The 21,101-nt window shown below is 64.9% G+C and carries 25 protein-coding genes; 10 read left to right on the top strand and 15 right to left on the bottom strand.

Annotated features, from left to right (window positions below; translation table 11 throughout):
- Positions 1-48: 48 nt before the first annotated feature.
- The 3 genes from dut to moeB are packed head-to-tail and all read left to right on the top strand — an operon-like array spanning position 49 to position 1,913.
- Positions 49-507: a dUTP diphosphatase gene (gene dut, locus ASD04_RS09355; protein ID WP_056255697.1), complete on the top strand. Its 459-nt coding sequence runs from the start codon at positions 49-51 to the stop codon at positions 505-507.
- The gene (locus tag ASD04_RS09360) at positions 488-1,207 is read left to right on the top strand and encodes a DUF2259 domain-containing protein (RefSeq protein ID WP_056255699.1); all 720 of its coding nucleotides are present in this window, start codon (positions 488-490) and stop codon (positions 1,205-1,207) included. The genes dut and ASD04_RS09360 overlap by 20 nt, the downstream gene beginning before the upstream one ends.
- The gene (gene moeB / locus ASD04_RS09365; RefSeq protein ID WP_056255700.1) at positions 1,197-1,913 is read left to right on the top strand and encodes a molybdopterin-synthase adenylyltransferase MoeB; all 717 of its coding nucleotides are present in this window, start codon (positions 1,197-1,199) and stop codon (positions 1,911-1,913) included. The genes ASD04_RS09360 and moeB overlap by 11 nt, the downstream gene beginning before the upstream one ends.
- Positions 1,914-2,105: 192 nt before the next feature.
- On the opposite strand, the gene fabB is transcribed toward moeB, so the two are convergent.
- Together fabB and fabA are read right to left on the bottom strand one after the other, a co-directional pair.
- Complete coding sequence (gene fabB, locus ASD04_RS09370; protein WP_056255702.1) at positions 2,106-3,332, bottom strand: beta-ketoacyl-ACP synthase I; 1,227 nt, start codon at positions 3,330-3,332, stop codon at positions 2,106-2,108.
- Between the two features lie 87 nt (positions 3,333-3,419).
- The gene (fabA, locus tag ASD04_RS09375; protein WP_056255705.1) at positions 3,420-3,953 is read right to left on the bottom strand and encodes a 3-hydroxyacyl-[acyl-carrier-protein] dehydratase FabA; all 534 of its coding nucleotides are present in this window, start codon (positions 3,951-3,953) and stop codon (positions 3,420-3,422) included.
- Between the two features lie 214 nt (positions 3,954-4,167).
- On the opposite strand from fabA, the gene irrA reads away from it, so the two are divergent.
- From irrA to ASD04_RS09400, 5 genes are all read left to right on the top strand, one after another.
- Entirely contained in the window at positions 4,168-4,584 is a 417-nt protein-coding gene (irrA, locus tag ASD04_RS09380; protein ID WP_056256561.1) for an iron response transcriptional regulator IrrA, read from the top strand.
- Between the two features lie 117 nt (positions 4,585-4,701).
- Positions 4,702-5,532, top strand: a complete 831-nt coding sequence (locus ASD04_RS09385; RefSeq protein WP_082531120.1) for an arylamine N-acetyltransferase — start codon at positions 4,702-4,704, stop codon at positions 5,530-5,532.
- A 2-nt stretch (positions 5,533-5,534) separates the two neighbouring features.
- On the top strand, positions 5,535-6,131 hold the full coding sequence (locus ASD04_RS09390; RefSeq protein WP_056255707.1) for a YdeI/OmpD-associated family protein: 597 nt from the start codon (positions 5,535-5,537) through the stop codon (positions 6,129-6,131).
- Entirely contained in the window at positions 6,131-6,670 is a 540-nt protein-coding gene (locus ASD04_RS09395; protein WP_056255708.1) for a DUF1697 domain-containing protein, read from the top strand. Before ASD04_RS09390 ends, ASD04_RS09395 begins: the two co-directional genes overlap by 1 nt.
- Positions 6,667-7,584, top strand: coding sequence for a ribokinase (locus ASD04_RS09400; RefSeq protein WP_056255710.1), 918 nt, complete (start codon positions 6,667-6,669; stop codon positions 7,582-7,584). The genes ASD04_RS09395 and ASD04_RS09400 overlap by 4 nt, the downstream gene beginning before the upstream one ends.
- A 163-nt stretch (positions 7,585-7,747) precedes the next feature.
- Here ASD04_RS09400 and infC read toward each other — a convergent pair whose 3' ends face one another.
- Positions 7,748-8,284, bottom strand: coding sequence for a translation initiation factor IF-3 (infC, locus tag ASD04_RS09405; protein WP_200940256.1), 537 nt, complete (start codon positions 8,282-8,284; stop codon positions 7,748-7,750).
- Between the two features lie 183 nt (positions 8,285-8,467).
- Between infC and ASD04_RS09410 the strand changes: the two genes are divergently transcribed.
- The gene (locus tag ASD04_RS09410) at positions 8,468-9,244 is read left to right on the top strand and encodes an alpha/beta hydrolase (RefSeq protein WP_056255714.1); all 777 of its coding nucleotides are present in this window, start codon (positions 8,468-8,470) and stop codon (positions 9,242-9,244) included.
- Between the two features lie 233 nt (positions 9,245-9,477).
- Here the strand turns inward: ASD04_RS09410 and ASD04_RS09415 are convergent, their stop codons facing one another.
- The 6 genes from ASD04_RS09415 to ASD04_RS09440 form a co-directional block, all read right to left on the bottom strand.
- Positions 9,478-10,131, bottom strand: a complete 654-nt coding sequence (locus tag ASD04_RS09415) for a GNAT family protein (RefSeq protein ID WP_056255716.1) — start codon at positions 10,129-10,131, stop codon at positions 9,478-9,480.
- Complete coding sequence (locus ASD04_RS09420) at positions 10,128-10,862, bottom strand: NAD-dependent epimerase/dehydratase family protein (RefSeq protein WP_244488292.1); 735 nt, start codon at positions 10,860-10,862, stop codon at positions 10,128-10,130. The genes ASD04_RS09415 and ASD04_RS09420 overlap by 4 nt, the downstream gene beginning before the upstream one ends.
- Before the next feature lie 134 nt (positions 10,863-10,996).
- A complete protein-coding gene (gene queG / locus ASD04_RS09425) occupies positions 10,997-12,124 on the bottom strand; it encodes a tRNA epoxyqueuosine(34) reductase QueG (RefSeq protein WP_056255720.1) in 1,128 nt (375 codons plus the stop codon).
- Positions 12,121-12,372 carry a BrnA antitoxin family protein gene (locus tag ASD04_RS09430; protein WP_056255722.1) on the bottom strand — a complete coding sequence of 84 codons (252 nt, stop codon included), beginning with the start codon at positions 12,370-12,372 and terminating at the stop codon, positions 12,121-12,123. Before ASD04_RS09430 ends, queG begins: the two co-directional genes overlap by 4 nt.
- Positions 12,362-12,646, bottom strand: a complete 285-nt coding sequence (locus ASD04_RS09435; RefSeq protein WP_056255724.1) for a BrnT family toxin — start codon at positions 12,644-12,646, stop codon at positions 12,362-12,364. The genes ASD04_RS09430 and ASD04_RS09435 overlap by 11 nt, the downstream gene beginning before the upstream one ends.
- Positions 12,647-12,677: 31 nt before the next feature.
- Positions 12,678-13,355, bottom strand: a complete 678-nt coding sequence (locus ASD04_RS09440) for a glutathione S-transferase family protein (protein ID WP_056230860.1) — start codon at positions 13,353-13,355, stop codon at positions 12,678-12,680.
- A gap of 102 nt (positions 13,356-13,457) precedes the next feature.
- Here ASD04_RS09440 and ASD04_RS09445 point away from each other — a divergent pair, with 102 nt between their 5' ends.
- Entirely contained in the window at positions 13,458-14,270 is an 813-nt protein-coding gene (locus ASD04_RS09445; RefSeq protein ID WP_056255725.1) for an undecaprenyl-diphosphate phosphatase, read from the top strand.
- Positions 14,271-14,312: 42 nt separating this feature from the next.
- Here the strand turns inward: ASD04_RS09445 and ASD04_RS09450 are convergent, their stop codons facing one another.
- The 6 genes from ASD04_RS09450 to ASD04_RS09475 all read right to left on the bottom strand — a co-directional run bounded on the left by ASD04_RS09450 (position 14,313) and on the right by ASD04_RS09475 (position 20,897).
- Positions 14,313-14,936 carry an outer membrane lipoprotein carrier protein LolA gene (locus ASD04_RS09450; protein ID WP_056230864.1) on the bottom strand — a complete coding sequence of 208 codons (624 nt, stop codon included), beginning with the start codon at positions 14,934-14,936 and terminating at the stop codon, positions 14,313-14,315.
- 82 nt (positions 14,937-15,018) lie between these two features.
- Positions 15,019-15,351: a metalloregulator ArsR/SmtB family transcription factor gene (locus ASD04_RS09455; protein WP_056255728.1), complete on the bottom strand. Its 333-nt coding sequence runs from the start codon at positions 15,349-15,351 to the stop codon at positions 15,019-15,021.
- Positions 15,351-15,995 (bottom strand): SRPBCC family protein, encoded by a 645-nt coding sequence (locus ASD04_RS09460; RefSeq protein ID WP_056255729.1) that lies wholly within the window; start codon positions 15,993-15,995, stop codon positions 15,351-15,353. The genes ASD04_RS09455 and ASD04_RS09460 overlap by 1 nt, the downstream gene beginning before the upstream one ends.
- 97 nt (positions 15,996-16,092) lie before the next feature.
- Positions 16,093-18,792 carry a DNA translocase FtsK gene (locus ASD04_RS09465; protein WP_082531122.1) on the bottom strand — a complete coding sequence of 900 codons (2,700 nt, stop codon included), beginning with the start codon at positions 18,790-18,792 and terminating at the stop codon, positions 16,093-16,095.
- 386 nt (positions 18,793-19,178) lie between these two features.
- Positions 19,179-20,540, bottom strand: a complete 1,362-nt coding sequence (locus ASD04_RS09470) for an ammonium transporter (RefSeq protein WP_056255731.1) — start codon at positions 20,538-20,540, stop codon at positions 19,179-19,181.
- An 18-nt stretch (positions 20,541-20,558) separates the two neighbouring features.
- Positions 20,559-20,897: a P-II family nitrogen regulator gene (locus ASD04_RS09475; protein ID WP_056255733.1), complete on the bottom strand. Its 339-nt coding sequence runs from the start codon at positions 20,895-20,897 to the stop codon at positions 20,559-20,561.
- Positions 20,898-21,101 lie beyond the last annotated feature (204 nt).

Raw genomic sequence — 21,101 nt, forward strand, 5'->3', positions numbered from 1 at the left:
TTGCCGCCGCAACATTTGAGTCCGTGCAGCGGTGGAGCGTCGCTACCGATGAGCGATCCTGTTTCGATCGGCCTGGTCTGGCTCGCGCATGGCGAGGGCCTGCCGCTGCCCCGCCAGCAGACGCCGGGCGCAGCCGGGCTCGACCTCGCGGCGGCGCTGGCGCCCGATGTGGTGGTGGACATCGCCCCCGGCGCGGTGGCGATGATCCCCACCGGTCTCACTATTGCCCTGCCGCTCGGCTACGAAGCCCAGATTCGCCCACGCTCGGGCCTCGCCGCCAAACACGGCATCACCGTGCTCAATTCCCCCGGTACGGTCGATGCGGACTATCGGGGCGAGGTCAAGGTGCTGCTGATCAATCATGGCACCATGCCCTTTACGGTGCGCCGGGGCGAGCGCATCGCGCAGATGGTGGTGGCGCCGGTCAGCCGGGTCATATTCGAGGAACGGGAGGCGCTCGATGCAACCGAACGCGGCGAAGGCGGGTATGGCTCGACGGGGCGCTAGTCTTTGCGCCGCTCTGGCGCTGCTGGCCAGTCCCGCTCTGGCCGGCGACCGGGCGCTGGTCGATATCATCGGCTATTCCGATAGCGGACAATATTTCGCCTTCGAGGAATTTGGCATCCAGGACGGCTCGGGCTTTGCCTATTCGAGCCTCTATATCGTCGATCTCAACAGAGATTCCTGGGTCGTCGGCACGCCGATCCGCGAACAGGCCGATGACGAAGGCTTCACGCTCAGCCATATCCGCGCCGAAGTGCGGTTGCAGGCGGCCGACGACCTTGCAGGCTTCGGCATCGACGTGCCGGCCGAATTTGCTGCACTGATCGGCGACGGCACGCCCGGCAATGACGGGCAGAGCCTGCATTTCGGCGCGCCCGGCTACAGTCCCGGCGAGGTCACGGGCGACCATGAACTGCGCCTGCGCAGCTTTCCCACCACGGCGGCGGCGCCCTGCGCCGACTGGTTCTCGGTCGAGCCGCTGGGCTATGAACTGGTGATCGCCGACGAGGGCGGCGAACGGCTGATCCACCGCGACGGCGCCCTGCCCCGCTCGCGCGGCTGCCCGATGACCTACCGCCTTCATAGCGTGGTTTTGCCCTTCAATGCCGGCTCGGTCGACGATGCCGTGGCCTTGATCTCGGTCTATCCGGGGGGCTTCGAAGGCCCCGACCGGCGCTTCATCGCGGTGCCGCTTGGCCTCTGATCCGCTCTCACCAGAGGAAACAAGCCGCTATAGCCGGCACCTGGTGCTCAAGGGCATGGGCGGGGCGGGCCAGCAGGCGCTGAAGCGCGCCAGAGTACTGGTGGTGGGCGCAGGCGGGCTGGGCAGTCCGGCCATCGCCTATCTCGCCGGCGCCGGCATCGGCACGCTGGGTATCGTCGATCACGATACGGTGTCGCTCTCCAACCTGCATCGCCAGGTGATCCACACCACCGTCGGCGACAGCAAGGCCGAAAGCGCCGGCCGCTTCGCCCATGCGCTCAATCCGCATGTCAGCATCGTCATCCACACCACCCGCCTCGACGCCACCAATGCCGCGGCCATCCACACCGGCTACGACCTGGTCCTCGACGGCACCGACAATCTCAGTACCCGCCGCATCGTCGCCGCCACCTGCGAAAGCCTCGGCCTGCCGCTGGTCTCCGGGGCCGTCTCCATGTTCGACGGCCAGGTCACCGTCTTCGCCCCCGGCGGCCCCCGCTTTGGCGACCTCTACCCCGCCGAGGCCGACGACGCCGACCTGCCCAGCTGCGAAGCCACGGGCATCCTCGGCCCGCTCACCGGCGTCATCGGCACGCTGATGGCCATGGAAGCGATCAAGCTCATCACCGGCATCGGCGAGCCACTGATCGGCCGCGTCCTGACCTATGACGGCAAGGGCGGGCGGTTCAGCGAGTTCGGGTATTGAACCACTTCCCCTCTCCCCTTGAGGGAGAGGGACGGCCTGACGCGTTCAGCGGAAGGCCAGGGTGAGGGGTGCTGCGCTCGCCCATGCCAGAAGCAAGAGAAGAGACCCCTCATCCGCCCTTCGGGCACCTTCTCCCTCAAGGGGAGAAGGGGGGACTCGGTGTATGGGGTAGATCAGTGGCCCAAAGCCCAATCAAGCATCCGGATGCTTGAACACCAGCGCCGCGTTCGTCCCGCCGAAGCCGAACGAATTACTCAGCACCACGCCCAGATCCACGTCATCCCGCCGCTGGCGCAGGATCGGCATGTCCTCGAAGGCCGGGTCCAGCACTTCGATATTGGCGCTTTCGGCGATGAAGCGGTGCTTCATCATCAGGATTGAATAGATCGATTCATGCACGCCGGTCGCGCCCTGGCTGTGGCCGGTCAGCGACTTGGTGGCAGAGATGGGCGGGCATTTGTCCTCGTTGCCGAACAGCGCGCGGATCGCCTCGATCTCGCGCAGGTCGCCCACCGGGGTCGAGGTGGCATGCGGGTTGATATAATCCACCTTCTGCCTGACGTTTTTCAGCGCCATGCGCATGCAGCGCTCGGCGCCTTCGCCCGAGGGGGCGACCATGTCGAGCCCGTCCGAAGTGGCGCCATAACCCACCAGCTCGGCCCAGATCCTGGCGCCGCGCGCCCTGGCATGCTCGTATTCTTCCAGCACCAGCACCCCGGCGCCGCCCGAAATCACGAACCCGTCGCGGGCCGCGTCATAGCAGCGGCTGGCCTTTTCCGGGGTGGCATTGAAGTCGGAACTCATGGCGCCCATGGCGTCGAACAGGTCGCTGAGCGTCCAGTCGAGGTCCTCGTGGCCGCCGGCAAAGACGATATCCTGCTTGCCCAGCATGATCTGTTCCATGGCATTGCCGATGCAATGCTTGGAGGTCGCGCAGGCGGCGGTGATGGTATAGTTGATGCCCTTGATGCCGAAGGGCGTGGCCAAAGTCGCCGAGGCGGTGGACCCCATCGCCTTGGGCACGGCCAGCGGTCCGATGCGCTTGGGGCTCATATTCTTGCGGGTGATGTCGGCGGCCTCGACGATGGTGCGGGTCGAAGCGCCGCCCGACCCCATGACGATGCCCGTCATCGGGTTGGAAATGTCGCTTTCCTCCAGCCCCGCATCGGCTATGGCCTGCTGCATGGCGAGATAGTTCCAGGCGGCGCCCTTGCCCATGAAGCGGGTGACGCGGCGGTCGAGAATCTCGAACGGATCGAGCCCCGGATCGCCCTTGACCTGGCTGCGGAAACCCAGCTCGGCATAATCGGGCGCGGCGACAATGCCCGGTTTGGCGGCGCGCAGGCTTGCGGTCACCTCGTCCAGCGAATTGCCGATCGAGGAAATGATACCCATGCCGGTTACGACAACTCGTCTCATCGTGTCCTCGCTTTGTCGTCTTGCTCGGGCGCCCTTGGGGCCGGCGCCTCATTATATGGTTCGGATCGGCGCGGCTTTAAGGCCGCTTCAGGCGCTTGCCTTCTGATCGTGCAACTGGGCGTCGGTAAACAGCCCGACGCGCAAATCCTTGGCCTCGTAGATCAACTTGCCATCGGCCTTCACCCAGCCATCGGCAATGCCCAGCGTCAGGCGCGAGCGCATGACGCGCTTGATGTCGATGCCGTATTCGACCAGCTTGACGTCGTCGGTCACCTGTCCGGTGAACTTGATCTCGCCGCCCAGGGCCCGGCCGCGGCCGGGCTGGCCGATCCAGCCGAGGAAAAAGCCGGTCATCTGCCACACCGCGTCCAGCCCGAGGCAGCCGGGCATGACCGGATCGCCAATGAAGTGGCATTTGAAGAACCACAGGTCCGGATTGACGTCGAGTTCGGCCCGCACCTGGCCCTTGCCATAGGCGCCACCGGTCTCGTCGATCTGGGTGATGCGGTCGAACATCAGCATGGGGGGAGCCGGCAGGCGGGCGTCCATCTGGCCGGGCAGTTCGCCGCGGCCATGCGCCAGCAGCTCGTCATACCCAAATGCGTTTTGCCGCTCGGCCATGCCTTGATACCCCTGATAACCTTGTATTTCGTCTCGTATAGGCGCGCGGGGGGAGGGTCAAGTCAGGCCCTCTTGACCATTCTGCGCAGAGCCGGGCCTGCGGCGCCCCTGCCGCTTGTGTGAAATTCCTGCCATAGCTATAAGGAAGCCAGCAATTCCGGCCCTTCCGACGTTCAAGGACCCAATGACCGATCGTACCCAGACCGCCCGTTCCATGCCGTCGCGCAAGCCCTGCCTCACCGCGGTCCTGCGCATGGCCGGTCTTCGCCCGACCCGTCAGCGCGTGGCGCTGGCCGAGCTGCTGTTCGGCGGGCCGCACCGCCATGTCAGCGCCGAGCAGCTGCATGGCGAGGCCTCCGATGCCCGCGTCAATGTCTCGCTGGCCACCATCTACAATACGCTGCACCAGTTCCACGAAGCGGGGCTCCTGCGCGAAGTGGCGGTGGATGCCTCGCGCTCCTATTTCGACACCGACACGTCCGACCATCATCACTTCTACGTGGAAGACGAGCAGCGGATGATCGACATTCCCGCGTCCTCGGTCGAATTCGCCAGCCTGCCCGAGGCCCCCAAGGGCATGAAGGTCAGCCATGTCGACGTGGTCATCCGCGTCCGCAGGGCCCAGGCTTAGGACCAATCCTGCCGTGTCCAGCCCCTCTCGCGGGCTAAATCGCCATCCCTGGCGGTGACAGCGGCGGCCTCATCGACCATATTGCACGCCGGACGAAAACTGCGGCAAGGGTGGCCAATGAGCCAAAAGGTCAATCTCAACGCCTATTTCGAGCGAATCGGCTTCGCCGGATCGATCGCCCCGACCTTGGCGACTCTCGAACTCATTCATGCGCTGCATCCGGCGGCGATCCCCTTCGAAAACCTCAATCCGCTGCTGGGCCTGCCGGTCAATCTCGACCTGCCGAGCCTCGAAAAGAAGCTGCTCACCGACCGCCGCGGCGGCTATTGCTACGAGCATAACCTGCTGCTGATGGCGATGCTGCGCGATCTCGATTTCACCGTGCGGGGCCTGGCCGCGCGCGTGCTGTGGACCGATCCCGGCGCGGCCGGCCGGCCGCCCACGCATATGCTGCTGGCCGTCGATATCGGGGGCGCCACCTATATTGCCGATGTCGGCTTTGGCGGGCTGACGCTGACGGCGCCGCTCCGGCTGCGGGCCGATAGCGAGCAAGCCACCCCGCACGAAACCTTCCGCCTTACCGGCGGCGAGCCGGACTGGGTGCTCGAAGCCCGGATCGGCGAGGACTGGCGGGCGCTCTACGTGTTCGACACCACCGAAAAAAGCGCCGACGACTATGCCGCGAGCAATCTCATGCTCTCGACCGATTCCCCCTTTACCCGCGAGCTGCGCGTAGCACTGTCGCCATCAGGCAAGCGGCTGGCCCTGCGCAACAACCGGTTCACCATCCATAGTGCCGGCGAGCCCTCCGAAAGCCGGCTGCTGACCAGCGTGGCCGAAATGCGCGAGGTGCTTTCGGGCGCCTTCGGCATCCAGCTGCCGCCGGCCGACCTGCTCGATCCCAGGCTCCAAGCCATCCTCGCCGATGCCGGTGTGACCGAGGTCTAGCCATGGCTCCTGTTGTCGTCGATCCGGCCAAGGTCCGGGAGTTTGCCAGCAAGGACGAATTCTACGACTGGCTGGCGCAAAACCACGACAAGCAAGACGAAGTCTGGATACGCATCTTCAAGAAGGCCAGCGGCAAGCCCACCATCACGCCGGTCGAAGCGATCGATGTCGTGTTGTGCTGGGGCTGGATCGACGCGATCAAGAAGAGTTGGGACGCCGAAAGCTTCGTGCAGCGCTATACCCATCGCAAGCCGAAGAGCGCCTGGAGCGACGTCAACAAGGCCAATGTCGCCCGCCTGGTCGATGAAGGCAAAATGACCGGGCACGGCCTGCGCCATGTCGAACTCGCCAAATCCGACGGCCGCTGGGACGCTTCCTACCGGACGACCATGGATCCGCCCCCGGACCTGCTGGCAGCGATCGAAGCCAGCCCCGCCGCCATGGACTTCTACCGCACGCTCACCGCGCAAAACCGCTTCTCGCTGATCTTCCGCGTCATCAATCTCAAGACCCCGGCCGCTCGGGCCAGGAAGATAGCAGGCTTCGTCGAGATGCTGGAAAAGGGCGAAACCATCTATCCGCAGAAAGCGAAATCCTGATGGGCCTCTGGTTCGCCTTCCTGCGCGGCATCAATCTGGGCAAGCGGCAGGTCAAGATGGCCGAACTGCGCGCCTGCCTCGAAGAGGCGGGCTTCACCGCCGTCAAGACGGTGGTGGCCAGCGGCAATGTGCGCTTCGCGGCCGCGGGCAAGGCCGAAACGATCAAGGCACAGCTCGAAAAGCTGATCGAGGCCCGTTTCGGCTTTGCCGTCGGCGTGGTGCTGCGCTCGGAGGCCGAAATGCGCGCCATGCTGGAAGGCCATCCCTTCGCCAGCCTCGATCCCGGCGCCGACGTGGCCCGGCATGTGGTGCTGTTCGACCAGCCGCTGCCGGCCGGCGTGACCCTCGACAGCCTGCCCGGCCACACCAAAATCCTGCGCATAGACCGGCGCGAGATTTACATCGCCGGCTATCGCCAGCCCAATGGGCGCTATACCGAAGGCATCGAGGCGGTGCTGAAGCCCCTCTATGCCAGGCTCGGCAAAGGCGCGCTCGATACGGCGCGCAACTGGAACACCATGGAAAAGATGCTCGCATGATTACCGTCTTCGGCTCCACCAATCTCGACCAGATCGGCACTGTCAGCCGCCTGCCCAAGCCGGGCGAAACCGTGGCCGGCGGCACCTTTTCGATGGCGGCCGGGGGCAAGGGCGCCAACCAGGCCCTGGCCGCCCGCCGCGCCGGGGCCGAAGTGCGCCACGTTTCGGGCGTCGGCAACGACGCCTTTGCCGATCTCGCCCTCGCCTTGCTCAAAGCCGATGGCGTGGACCTGTCCGCCATGAAGGTGGTCGACGGCGCCACCGGCATTGCCATGATCTTCGTCGACAGCCACGGCGAAAACGTCATCGCCATCCTGCCGGGCGCCAATGGCGCCATGACTGCCGCCGATGCCGATGCCGCCCTCAAGGGCGTCAGCGGGGGCGTCATGCTGGTGCAGCAGGAAATCCCGCAGGCGGCGACCGAGCGGGCGCTGGACCTGGCGAAAGCCCAGGGCATCACCGCCATCCTCAATACCGCCCCCTTCCTCGACAGCACGGCCGCCCTCGCGCCCAAGGCGGCCATCCTCATCGCCAATGAAACCGAATTTGCCCTGCTGACCGGAAGCGGCATGGACCAGCTCGATGCCGCCATGGCCGATTGGGCCGCCAGGCACCACCAGACCGTCATCGTGACGCTGGGCGGCGATGGCGCCCGTGCCGTCACCGCGGAAGGCAAGGCCATCGCGGTCCCCGCCTTGCCGGTCAAGCCCGTCGATACGGTTGGCGCCGGCGACACCTTCTGCGGCTATCTCGCCGCCGGGCTCGATGCCGGCCTAGACCTGGAAGCCGCCATGCGCCGCGCCGCCGTCGCGGCGAGCCTGGCCTGCCTCAAGCCCGGCGCCCAGCCGGCCATCCCCACCGCCGATGAAGTCGCAGAAGTCGCCTCTCCCCTGAGGGGAGAGGTCGGCGCATAGCGCCGGGTGAGGGGTTCAGCGTTGCGTCTGGCACTGCGTCTTTCACCAGTGCTGAACCCCGCACCCCCACCCTCTCCAGGGGGAGAGGGAGCCCCGCCGCGGCGCCAAACAAAAGGGCAGGCCCACCGGACCTGCCCTTTTTCTATTCCAAACCCGACACCCCTTACTTGGGCGCCAGCACCATGACCATCTGGCGGCCTTCCGAGCGCGGCTGGCTTTCCACCTTGGCGACGGCCTCGAACTGGTCCTTGACCTTGACGAGCAGCATCATGCCCAGTTCCTGGTGCGCCATTTCGCGGCCGCGGAAGCGCATGGTGACCTTGACGCGGTCGCCATCGTCGAGGAAGCGCTCCACCGCCTTCATCTTGGTCTCGTAGTCATGCGTGTCGATATTCGGACGCAGCTGGACTTCCTTGACCTCGATCACCTTCTGCTTCTTGCGGGCCTCGGCAGCTTTCTTCTGCGCGGCATACTTGAAGCGCCCGAGGTCCAGCATCTTGGCGACCGGCGGGACGGCGTTGGGAGAGATCAGAACGAGGTCCAGCCCCTGTTCCTGGGCTTCTGCGAGGGCCGCGCGGGTATTGACGATCCCGCGGTTCTCGCCTTCAGCATCGATGAGCTGAACATCGGCGCTGGTGATATCTTCATTAGAGGGCGGCCCATCTTTCTGGGGCGCGACGGGTCTCATGGGACGACGAATGGCAAAGGATCCTTGCGTTGTTAAGCCGGGTGGTGAAATCGCGCATAAAATCGTGTTACGCGGACCATAAGTCAACTGGCAAACCACCAGAAAATCCGGCCTGTTGCGCCATTGAAACGCCAGAAACGCCGCGTCGATGCCCAGCTTGGCTAACGCTTCGTATCCACCTTACCGGAAAGTGCCATGATCCTATCACCTCCGCAGAGCTTCCGCATCCCCGTGGGCACGGGCGCCGCCGCACGCGACATTGCCGTCGCGCGGCGCGAAGGCAAGGCCCCCGGCATTTTCTGGCTCGGCGGCTTCCGCTCGGACATGATGGGGGGCAAGGCCATGGCGCTCGACGCGCTGGGCGCCGAACAGGGGCTGGCGGTCACGCGCTTCGATTATTCCGGTCACGGCATATCGGGCGGCGACTTCAACCAGGGCACCATCAGCCGCTGGCTCGAAGAGGCCGAGGCGGTCCTGGCCACCACCAACGGCCCCCAGATCATCGTCGGCTCGTCCATGGGCGGCTGGCTGGCTCTGCTGCTGGCCCGCGCCCTGCTGGCGCGCGGCGCCCATGCCCACGGCCTCGTGCTGATCGCGCCGGCCCCCGACATGACGCAGGAGCTGATGCTGCCCGCCTTCACTCCCGAGGAGCACGAATCGCTGCAGAATAACGGCTATGTCGACCAGCCCAGCCAGTATTCCGATACACCCTACCGCATCACCCGCGCCCTGATCGAGGACGGCGCCAATCACCTGCTGTTCGGCGGCGTCATCGAAACCGGCTGCCCGGTCACCATCCTGCAGGGCGGCGCCGACCCCGACGTGCCCCAGGCCCACGCCATCAAGCTGGTCACCCACATCCTGCACGACCCGGTGACCTTGACCCTGATCCCCGATGGCGACCACCGGCTCAGCCGGGACGAGGATCTGGCGCAACTGAGGGACGCGGTGATGCGGCTGGTGAAGGGATAGGTGGCAGCCACCGGACCCACCCTCCCCCTTGTGGGGAGGGAAGCGAGATAGGACTTAGCGTCAGCTAAGCCCGTTGAATCGAGCAGGGTGGGGGTATCTCTCCGCGAACGCGACGTACGAGGAGCCTCCGATACCCCCACCCTAGCTACGCCAGGGCCTGTCGGCCCGGCTTTGCTACCCTCCCCTCAAGGGGGAGGGAGTCGACTGAGAGTGCGGCCGCCAGAACGCAAACCCTACCCCCGCGCGCCCAACTTCGTCTTCTGCACCCCGTCCGCCCCGAAATTCTCCGGGCTCAGCCACCGCTCATACTCCGCCCGCAGCGCCGGCCATTCGGCGTCGATCATCGCGAACCAGGCGGTGTCGCGGTTCTCGCCCTTGACGATCATGTCCTGGCGGAACACGCCCTCATATTTGAAGCCGAAGCGGGTGGCGGCCGCCTTGGAGGGCTCGTTGCGGTTGTTGCATTTCCATTCGAAGCGCCGATAACCCAGGTCGTCGAAGGCGTGCCGGGCGAACAGGTAGAGCGCTTCGGTGGCCAGCGGCGTGCGCGCCATGGGCAGGCCCCAATAGACGCCGCCGATCTCGATCGAGCCATGCTCGGGACGGATACGCATCCAGCCCTGCTGTCCGACCGCCCTGCCGGTCCTGATATCGACCACCGCCACATAGCGGTCGGGCCCGGCATTGCTCTGGTCTATGCGGGCCTCCACATCGGCCAGCATCGCGGGGGCATGGCTGAACAGCCAGCGATAGCGCTCGGCGCCGCCGGGCATGGTCGAGACGGCAAGGATATCGGCGGCGTGTTTCCGCTCGATCGGTTCGAGCCGCACATAGCGGCCTTCGAGCACGATGCGGTCGGGGGCGGATTTGGCGGGCGACAGGGTCATGTCTCGGTCTCGTAAATGGCGGCGAGCCCTTCCCGATAAGTGGGATAGAGCAGTTCGATTCCCAACGCCTGCTTGATGGCGGCGTTGGAGACGCGCTTGTTGTCGGCATAGAAGCTGTGTTGCATCGGCGTGAATTCGGCCTGCTCGTAGGGCACTTCCGGCGGCGGTTGCATGCCCATGAGGCCGGCCGCATGGCCGACCAGGTCCTGCGGCGGCGCCGGCTCGTCATCGGCCAGGTTGAACGTGCCGTCGAGCCGCGCCGCGGCGGCCAGGGCCGTCACCCTGCCGATATCCTCGACATGGATGCGATTGAACACCTGGCCGGGCTTGATCACCCGGCGCGCCGTGCCATCGCGGAGCTTGTCGAAAGTCGAACGGCCAGGCCCATAGATGCCGGCCAGCCGCAATATCGCCAGCTTCACGCCACGCGCCCGCGCATAGTCGCGCCAGACCTGTTCGGCCAGCACCCGGCGGTCGCTGCGCTCGTTGCGCGGCACCAGGGGCGCGCTTTCATCGATCCAGGCGCCGCCGAAATCCCCATAGACCCCGACCGTGGAATAATAGCAGAGCCATTGCAGGTTCTCCGCCGCGTCGAGATCGGCCCGGTGATGCAGCAATGCCGGATCGCCCTCGGCGCCGGGGGCAATCGAGAAGATCACATGGCTGGCTTTGCGCAGGCTCGGACCCAGGGTGACGCCCGGCGCGGTGCCATCGAAAACATGCGCATCCACCCCCTGTCCGGTGAGCAGATCGGCCTTGTTTTGTGTCCTGACGCTACCCGAAACGTTAACAGTGTGTGAACCAGGTCCTAAGCGTGCTAACGCGGCCCGGGAGGAAAAACCCAGCCCGAAAAAGAAGGCGTCCATCAGATATCCCCGGTCCATTCGGCAGCCACCGAGCTATCGCCTTCCCACGCCAGATAGGCAAGCCGAAGCTGCTCGGCCCGCTCCGGCGCCAATCGCCGCAACGCCCAGATCGCCGCGCCGCGCACGATGGTTTCACCGGCATCGAGCCGCGCCTCGACCAGCGGGATCAGCGATGCGTCCCCGGAATTGCCGATGGCAATCAGGACGTTACGCAGGAATCGCGCCAGCCCGATACGCTTGATCGGCGAGCCGGCGAACAGCGCCCGGAACCCGGCATCGTCGAGCTGCACCAGGTCCGCCAGCCGGGGCCGTTCCAGCTCCTGCCGCGCCCGCAATTTTGCCTCGCGGCTCACCGAGGCGAATTTGTTCCAGGGGCAGACCGCCAGGCAATCGTCGCAGCCATAGATGCGATTGCCCATGGCGATGCGAAAAGCCAATGGAATCTGATTCTTATGCTCGACCGTGAGATAAGCGAGGCACCTGCGGGCATCGAGCTGGAAAGGGGCCGGAAAGGCATTGGTGGGGCAGATATCGAGGCAGCGCGTGCAGCTGCCGCAGCTCTCCTCATGCTTGTTATCCCCCGGCAGCTCGGCCGAGGTTAGAATAGCACCCAAAAACAGCCAGGAACCGAATTCCCGGCTCACCAGGACCGTGTGCTTCCCCTGCCAGCCGAGCCCCGCCGCCTCGGCCAGCGGCTTTTCCATCAGCGGCGCGGTATCGACGAAAACCTTGACCTCGGCGCCCGACCGCCGCGCGAGCAGCCCCGCCATGTCCTTGAGTTTGCCCTTGATGATCTCGTGATAATCCCGGTTGCGTGCATAGACCGAGATGGTGCCGAGCGATTTTTCGCCCAGGATGGCCAGCGGATCGCTCTCCGGCCCATAGTTGATCCCCAGCACGATCACCGACCGGGCTTCGGGCCACATGCCCCGCGGAGAGCCCCGCCGCGCCGCGGTTTCCGCCATCCACTCCATATCGCCATGCCAGCCCGCCGCCAGCGCCGCATTGAGCTTTTCAGGCAGATCCGGCCGCGCATCGGCCGGCGCAATGCCGAAACTGTCAAAGCCAAGCGCCAATGCGCGGGCGCGCAGTTCGGCGACGAGGGTTTCAGTATCGAGCTGGGTCACCGTCCGGCGATATCGTGCTCGAGCAACTGGCGAATATAGCGGGTGTAGGGAATGCCACGCTCCTTGGCCTTGCTCTTCAACGCCTCCAGCAGCGACGCCGGCAGCCGCATGTTCAACTGCGCCGCCTTGGGATGGAACTCGAAGGGCGACGGCTTGAACTGGCTGAAATCGAGATCGGACAGGTCCTGATCGAGAAAGGCGGCGGCTTCCTCATCGGACTTGAAATGCGGGACTTTCCTACCACTCATAGCGCCTGAACTCCTTGACATGCATGTACCGCGCACTGATCGGCCGGACTAACAGCCGACCAGCGTTCAGCCGCGTGGTGAACACCAGGAAGAGTGGTCGGCCAGCATCGGTGTGGCCGATGGCGAGGAACCGCTCTTCGTCCCCGGAATGCTTCATATCCGGCGTTATGCGGTGCGGCCTTGTGAAGAGGCTTTCGATCTCGACCAGCGAGACACCGTGGCTGCTGCATTTCTCCAGATTTCCGGCATCCCAATCGAAGCCATCGATCTGCATTAGCTATGCCTTTGTATATACAAAATTGGTGTCAGAAATCAAGGTCGGCATAGCCCTTTTGCGGCGGCATGGCCACGACGCGGTCATTGAGCAGGGTCCGAAATGCCGGGCGGGACTTGATGCGGGAATACCAGTCGCGGGTCTCCCCGGCCTTGCCCCAGTCGATATCGCCCAGATAGTCGAGGGTGGACAGATGCGCCGCCAGGGCGAAATCGGCCAGGGTCAGGGTGTCGCCTGCCAGCCAGGACCGGTTGGCGAAGAGCCAGTTGAAATAGAGCATATGCTCGTTGAGATTGGCCTTGGCCACCCGCAGAACGGCCGGGTCCGGCGTCGCGCCCTTATGGTCGCGCTTGACGATCTTTTCTTCCAGCACATAGCGGGTCACTTCGTCGCTGAGCTTGACGATGACCCATTCGATCATCCGCCACATCTCGGCGCGCGGCCCCGGTTCGGCCGGGATCAGGCCTTCGACCGAGGTCGGGGTATAGAGGTCTTCCACCGTGTGGATGGTCGCCAGCACGCCGACAATGGGCTGGTCGCCATCGCCGATCAGGATAGGCAGGGTGGCGGCCGGGTTGATCTCCAGCAGTTCCGGCTCGCGCAGCCACGGCTTGATCTCCTCCATGTCCAGCGGCACGCCATATTCGGCGCACATCAGGCGGATGAGCCGCGAGGACGGATCGAGGGGATGATGGATGAGGCTCGGCATCTGGACGCTCGTCTCTTTTTGAGGCCGCTGCTTGGCTGACATCGCGAACAGCGCTAGAGCTTGCCAGCATTACCGGCCCGCTGGACTGAATTAGGGGATCAAATGAACGCCGATCAAGGTCTTTTTGTGCCGCTGATCCTTGGAATTCTCGAAGGGCTTACCGAATTCCTGCCCGTCAGTTCCACCGGCCACCTGCTGCTGGCCGGCCATTTCTTCGGGCTGAGCCAGCCGGCCACCTTCATCGTGCTCATCCAGCTCGGGGCGATCCTGGCCGTGATCACGGTCTATTTCGCCAAGCTGGGCATGCTGATCCGCGATGCGCTGACCGGCAAGGCCTATGCCTGGCAATTCGCGCTGGCGGTCATTCTCGCCTGCCTGCCGGCGGTGGTGGCGGGCGTCCTGCTGCGCGATTTCATCCAGGGCGATCTCTGGGAATCGGCGCAGCTCATCTGCTGGACCTTGCTGATCGGCGGCGTCATCCTGCTGGTCGTCGATCGCCTGAAACTCACGCCGAAATATGACGATATCTACCACTTTCCCTGGCATCTGGCGCTGATCGTGGGCCTGTTCCAGATGCTGAGCCTGGTGCCCGGCGTGTCGCGCTCGGGCTCGACCGTGGTGGGCGCCATGCTGTTCGGCGCGTCCAAGCGGGCGGCGGCCGAATTCACCTTCTTCATCGCCCTGCCGATCATGATCGGCGCTTTCGGCTACGATCTCTACAAGAGCCGCGAGTTGATCGACACCAGCCTCGCGCTCAATGTCGGCGTGGGTTTTGCCGCCGCCTTCATCGTCGGGGCATTGGTGGTGCGATACCTGCTCGGCTTTGTCGGCAAATACGGTTTTGCCCCCTTCGCCTGGTGGCGGATCGCGGTGGGTGCCGCCGGGCTGGTGGCGATCTATATGCTGGGGAGATAGGCCCTTCTTACCGCTTCCTTTGGGGGAGAGGTCAGAAAGAGCCTACTGTTCCATCGGCTTGTAGGTCGCCGGGATGGAGAAGAAAGCCCGCGGAATCTCGACGTTCTTTTCCACGTCGTAGAGCGAGAAGGTCAGTTCCGCCCCACTGGGCTCGACCAGGCTCCACTGCGCCAGTTCCAGGGTGTCGGTATCGAAGATCAGCGACACCTGGACGGTGCCCGCCACCGTCTCGTCGATGACCGTGATCGACATGTAGCCATCCGACGAGGTGACATCGACCACATTGGCATTGAGCAGGTTGATCTGGTCGCCCAGGAACTGCCGCAGCGGAATCGAATCCTGCGGATAGGCGTAATAGGTCTCGTCACGCCGGTTGAGCACGTAGAAGCCGCGGCCGACCGAGACGATTTCCTCGCGGCTGGGCGGGGCATAGCGGAAGGCGATCTTGTCGGGGCGTTCGAGGAAGAAGGTTCCCTCGGTGCGGCCGCCATTGGTGTCGATCTGCAGGAACCGGCCGACCATGGTGCGGATCGCCGAATTGTGGGTGCCGATATCGACGATGAGCTGCTGCTCCTCGGGGGTCAAGGCCCGGTCGAGCGCCCAGGCGGGCACGCTCAGGGCAAAGGCGGCGGAAAGGCCGAGCAGCAAGGCATCGCGGCGAATCATGGAGGAAGGTCCCCTGGCTGACTGTTGTCTCTAGGCTAGCCTAGAAAGCAATTACGGCAACAGGTGGTTCCGTCGGCAGTGGTCAGAGCTCGCCCCGCGCCTTCTTGCCGCGGGCGACTTCGGTGGCCAGAGCGTCGAGCCGGATGGGCCAGAACACCCGGAAACGCTCCAGCCAGTCGTCGATATCGCGCAAGGGCGTGGCGTCGAGCGCATAGACCCGCCGCGTGCCTTCGGGCCGCACCCGGGCGAAGCCGGCTTCGCGCAGAACCTTGAGATGCTGGCTGACGCCGGCCTGGGAAATGCCGAATTCGGCCGATATGACCTCCACCACCTCGCCGGACGTGTGCTCACGCTCGGCGAGGAGTTCGAGAATGCGGCGGCGGACGGGATCGCCCAGGACGTCGAAAGCGTGCATCAGTTTTCCGGGGGGGCCTCGCCCGTATAGAATTTTCTGGTCGCCTCGGCCGCCTCCAGCGCGTGCCGGCGGTCTGCACCGGCGGCGATATCCGCCTGGCCCCAGCCGTCGCCGGTGGTGCGCACCAAAGACTTGTATTCGTCAGTGGCATACCATTGGGCAGCCGCCTCGGGCGGCATTTCAAAGCTCAGATCGGCAAGGTAACGCGCCAGGCCCATGAAGCTCAGATCCCAGCCGATGCCGACCGCACCCGGACCGAACCGATCCCAATGCGGGCTGATATGGGCGATATGTTCCAGTTCAAGCCGCGTGCCGGCGCCTTCAGGCGTCAGCGTCAGGTTGACCCATGAGATTGCCCCGGCAAATTCCCAGGTCAGGGCCACCTTCTTTTCCGGCTCGCATTCAAGCACGGTGCCGCTGGCATTGCCTTCCACCGAGTAGCGGCCGCCCAGCTTGAGATCGCCGCTGACGGGGGCAAACCAGCGCTTGATTCGCTCCGGCCGGGTCAAAGCATCCCACAGGTCGGGCGGCGTGGTATCATAGACGCGAGAAGCGAAAACCGCCTTGGCGGGCTGGCCGTCCTTTTCCAGGTTATGCACTTCGCGGGTCATGGCGCCCAGATGGGCGGCGAGATCGAAAGCCATGGGGAACTCCTTATTTCAGTTGCTGCTTATATAAGTGCAAACTGAAATAGAGTCGAGTCCCTTCGATTGCGCTTGGAGCCCCGGACCGCGAAAGTGGCTAATACCCATCCGCGTTGTTGCCCACCAGGATTTCGCGCTTGCCGGCATGGTTGGCCTGCGAAATCACCCCTTCGCGTTCCATGCGTTCGATCAGGGTCGCTGCCTTGTTATAGCCGACGCCCAGGCGCCGCTGCACATAGGAGGTGGACGCCTTCTTGTCGCTCAACACGATATGGACGGCCTTGTCATAAAGCTCGTCGCCCGAGCCGCCACCGGCTTCACCGAATGCTTCCTCGCCGAATTCGCCGCCTTCATCCTCTTCCTCGGTGATCGAGTCGAGATAGTCGGGCGCGCCCTGGCTCTTGAGATGGTTGACCACGGCCTCGACTTCGCTGTCGGCCACGAAGGGGCCGTGCAGGCGCTTGGTGCGGCCGCCCGAGGCCATGTAGAGCATGTCGCCATTGCCCAGCAGCTGTTCGGCGCCCTGCTCGCCCAGGATGGTGCGGCTGTCGATCTTACTCGTCACCATGAACGAGATGCGGGTCGGGAAGTTGGCCTTGATCGTGCCGGTGATGACGTCGACCGAGGGGCGCTGGGTGGCGGTGATGATGTGGATGCCGGCGGCGCGGGCCATCTGGGCCAGGCGCTGGATGGCGCCTTCGATATCCTTGCCCGCCACCATCATCAGGTCGGCCATTTCGTCGACGATGACGACGATATAGGGCAGCGGCTCGAGATCGAATTCCTCGCTCTCGAAGATGGCCTCGCCGGTTTCGCGGTCGAAGCCGGTCTGCACCGTGCGGGTGATGACCTCGCCCTTGGCCTTGGATTCGGTGACGCGCTGGTTGAAGCCGTCGATATTGCGGACGCCAATCTTGCTCATCTTGCGATAGCGATCTTCCATCTCGCGCACCGCCCATTTGAGCGCCACGACCGCCTTTTGCGGGTCGGTGACGACGGGGGTCAGCAGATGGGGGATGCCGTCATAGATGCTGAGTTCAAGCATCTTGGGATCGATCATGATCATGCGGCATTGCTCGGGCGTCATCTGGTAGAGCAGGCTGAGAATGAAGGTATTGATGCCCACCGACTTGCCCGAGCCGGTGGTGCCCGCAATGAGCAGATGCGGCATGCGCGCGAGGTCTGCAATGACGGGCTCGCCGCCAATGGTCTTGCCGAGGCAGATGGGCAGCTTGCCCTTCATCTTCTCGAAATCGGAGCTGGCCAGCATTTCGCGGAAATAGACAGTTTCCCTGACCTGGTTGGGCAATTCGATGCCGATGGCATTGCGGCCGGGCACCACGGCAACGCGAGCGGAAATGGCCGACATGGAACGGGCAATATCGTCGGCGAGGGAAATCACGCGGCTCGACTTGATGCCGGGGGCCGGCTCCAGCTCGAACAGGGTCACGACCGGGCCGGGGCGGACATTGATGATGTCGCCCTTGACGCCGAAATCGCTCAGCACCTCTTCCAGGCGCCGCGCCATGGCTTCCAGCCGCTCCGGCGCATGCTCGGGCGACGGGCCCAGATGCCGGGGCTCGGAGAGCAGGCTCAGCGGCGGCAGCTCGAAGCCGCCGGGTTCGTCGAGAAAACTGGCCTGGGCTTCGCGCATCATGCGCTGGCCCGGGGCCGGACGCGGAGCGGGCGCCGCGACGCGCGGCTTGGCCGGATCGACCGGATGGAAGCGCGAATCGCCGCGCTGCTGATGGCCGGCGACCGGGGCAGCATCGGGCACGAAGGGGGTATCGTCCTCGGCCTCGTCGGGGTAGTCGAGCTCGGTATCGTCGTAGCTTGGACGCGCATTGATGCGCGGCGAGATTTCGGGCTCGAAGCCCGGTTCGGCAGGCGCATGAATGCGGCGCGGCGCGATGGAAGGCTCGCGGCGTTCGCCCGATGGCGCATGGCTATCCATGCTCGGCTCGATCTCGTCGTCGCGCCAGCTGGCGGCTTCGGCGGCGCGGCGTTCGGCATGGCTGGCGCGGGCACGGCGGAAGGCGGTGCGCAGGGAATAGCCGGTATGGACCAGCGCGCCGAGCACGATATCGACAACCGGGTTGGTTTCGGGTTCGTCATCCTCGACCGGGGCAGCGGCGCCCTTGCGGCCCGCAGCCAGCGGCGCGACCTTGCGCGGGCCTGTTGGCATGGCCGTGCCCAGGCCCATGGCGATCCAGAAGGCAGCCAGAGCCGGAATGGCGATGATGATGGCAAAGAGCACCGCAGTCACCGCCTGCGGGGCTTCGCCGGTAACGAGAGCGGCCAGGGTGGTGAAGCCATTGCCCAGCAGGCCACCCAGGCCGGTGGGCAGCGGCCAGGTGGCGGGCATGGCGACGAAGGACAGCACGCCGGCGCCCAGCACGGTCGCGGCGAGCCAGGCCAGGCTGCGCAGGCCCATATGAGTGGGCATGCGGCGGCGGGCAAAAGCCCAGCCCCAGAGCGCCGGCGGCACCAGCAGCGCCAAAGCGGCAAGCCCCAGCACCTGGAACAGGGCGTCGGCTATGACGGCGCCGGGAAAACCCAGCCAGTTGGCCGCCGGCTTGGCCGTGGCGTAAGAAAAGCTCGGATCGTCGACCGACCAGGAGGCCAGGGCCACGAGGCAGACCGCCACCAGTGCAAGCAGCACCAGGCCGACCAGCCGCACCGGGATGCGAATCGCCAATGCCGGGGGCGGCACCGGCGCTGCCCTCGAGGCGGCGCTGCGCGAACGCTGCGGCACGGAGCGGATTTCATCGAGTACTGGCGAGGGGGAACTGGGCATGGGCGAACTCAATACTGCCCGGCTGAGACCGGGCCCACTATGCCGCCAGATTAGCGAGGTCGGGTTAACCCAAGGCTAACCATGGGATTTTGGACGTACCGAGTGGCGCCGGCGTCATCTCTCCGAAGAGAGATCGACCCAGAGGGGAACGGACACTCCACGCCATACCAGCGCACAAAGAAAAGCCCGCCTCCAGGAGGCGGGCCAGGTTGGCCGCTGGTCGCGAGGAGGGACCGGCGGGACATTGATCGTGGGGTGCGGCCCGTGCAGTTTTGCGAGTGGGAAGCCTCTGTGGCGGGCCAAGAGGGACACGAGCCGCACGCCACGATCAATCCTTGGTCGGAAGGCAGGCCGGGCGGCCACGGAAAGCCGCCCGGCGATCAGGCTTAGTTGTAGGCGCGCTCGCCGTGGCTCGACAGGTCGAGGCCATCACTTTCGGAGGATTCGGAGACACGGGCGCCGCCGAAGATGGCCTTGACGATGAGCATGGCGACCAGGGCCACGACGCCCGACCAGACGATGGCGATACCGACGGCGGTCAACTGGATCGTGAGCTGGCCGCCGATGGAGTAGGCGGCAGCATCGCCCAGCGGATAGCCGCCGAGGCCGGGAGCGGCGACGATGGCGGTGCCCAGTGCGCCGACGATGCCGCCGATGCCGTGAATGCCGAACACGTCGAGGCTGTCGTCATACTTGAGCCAGGGCTTGAGGTTCACCACGGCCCACAGGCAGACGATGCCGGCCACGGCGCCCAGCACGATGGCGCCGCCGACACCGGCAAAGCCGGCGGCGGGGGTGATGGCAACGAGACCGGCGACGGCACCGGAAACAGCGCCGAGTGCCGAAGCATGGCCGCGGGTGATCTTTTCACCGATGACCCAGGCCAGAGCCGCGGCGGCCGGAGCCAGCACGGTGTTGATGAGGGCAACCGCGGTCAGCGCATTGGCTTCGAGGTTGGAGCCGGCGTTGAAGCCGAACCAGCCGAACCATAGCAGGCCGGCACCAACATAGGTCCAGACCAGGTTGTGCGGGGCAATCGGCTCCTTCATGTAGCCGATGCGCGGGCCAAGCACGATGGCGGCGACGAGGGCAGCCACACCGGAATTGATGTGAACCACGGTGCCGCCGGCAAAGTCATAGGCGCCCAGGCCGAAGAGCAGGCCCGGACCCGACCAGACCATGTGGGCCATCGGGATGTAGGAGAAGGTGAACCAGATGGCCAGGAACGCCATCAGCGCGCCGAACTTCATGCGCTCGGCGATGCCGCCGACGATGAGGGTCGAGGTGATGCAGGCAAAGGTCAGCTGGAAGGTCACGAAGACCAATTCGGGCAGCTCGAACCCGGCCGAGAAGGTGGCGGCGCGGCTGTCGAGCGTCACGCCGGAGAGGAAGAACTTGGAGAAATCGCCCACGAAAGCCGAGAGCCCGCCTTCGGTCGGACCAGCAAAGGCCAGCGAATAGCCATAGGCCACCCAGAGAATGGATATCATCGAGAAGCCGAGGAACACCTGGGTCAGAACGCTCAGAATATTCTTGGCGCGGACGAGGCCGCCATAGAACAGGGCCAGGCCCGGAATGGTCATGACGATGACGACCATGGTCGAGACCAGCATCCAGGCCACGTCGCCCTTATCGACGATGGCGGCGGCCTCTTCAACGACAGGCGCGGCAGCGTCCTGGGCGAATGCCGGCAGGGCCAGCAGCAGGGAGGCGAGTGCGGCGCTCCCCAAAATCTTTGACGTCTTCATTGTTTTCTCCCGATGACGCTAGAGGGCAGAAGCGCCGGTTTCACCGGTGCGAATACGGGTGACGGCGAGCAGATCGAGCACGAAAATCTTGCCGTCGCCGATGCGGCCCGTCTGGGCGCTGTCACGGATGGCGGAGCTGACGGCATCGGCGAGAGCGTCGTCGACGGCGATCTCGACCTTGAGCTTGGGCAGGAAGTGAACGGCGTATTCCGTGCCGCGATAAATTTCCGAATGCCCCTTCTGGCGGCCATAGCCCTTCACCTCGGTCACGGTCATCCCGTGAACATCCAAGGAATTGAGAGCCTGGCGAACCTCTTCGAGGCGTGATGGCTTGATAATTGCGATCACCAGTTTCATGTGAGCCCCTTTGCGCTTGGCGCTGTCTGGAATGGCAAACTAGACTCAAAAGCCGTGCCAACTGGCGCGAGCGGGAAAAGCGCTCACAATTTCAACGGGTTAAGGATTTGATAGACGTCCCGCCTGCTTCCGCATCACGAAAATGCCCAATGTTTGGGCGGATCGGCGGAGGATTGGGCAAAAAACAGGCATCGCCCGCGGCGA

The organism is Devosia sp. Root436, assembly GCF_001426345.1.
GTDB lineage: Bacteria > Pseudomonadota > Alphaproteobacteria > Rhizobiales > Devosiaceae > Devosia.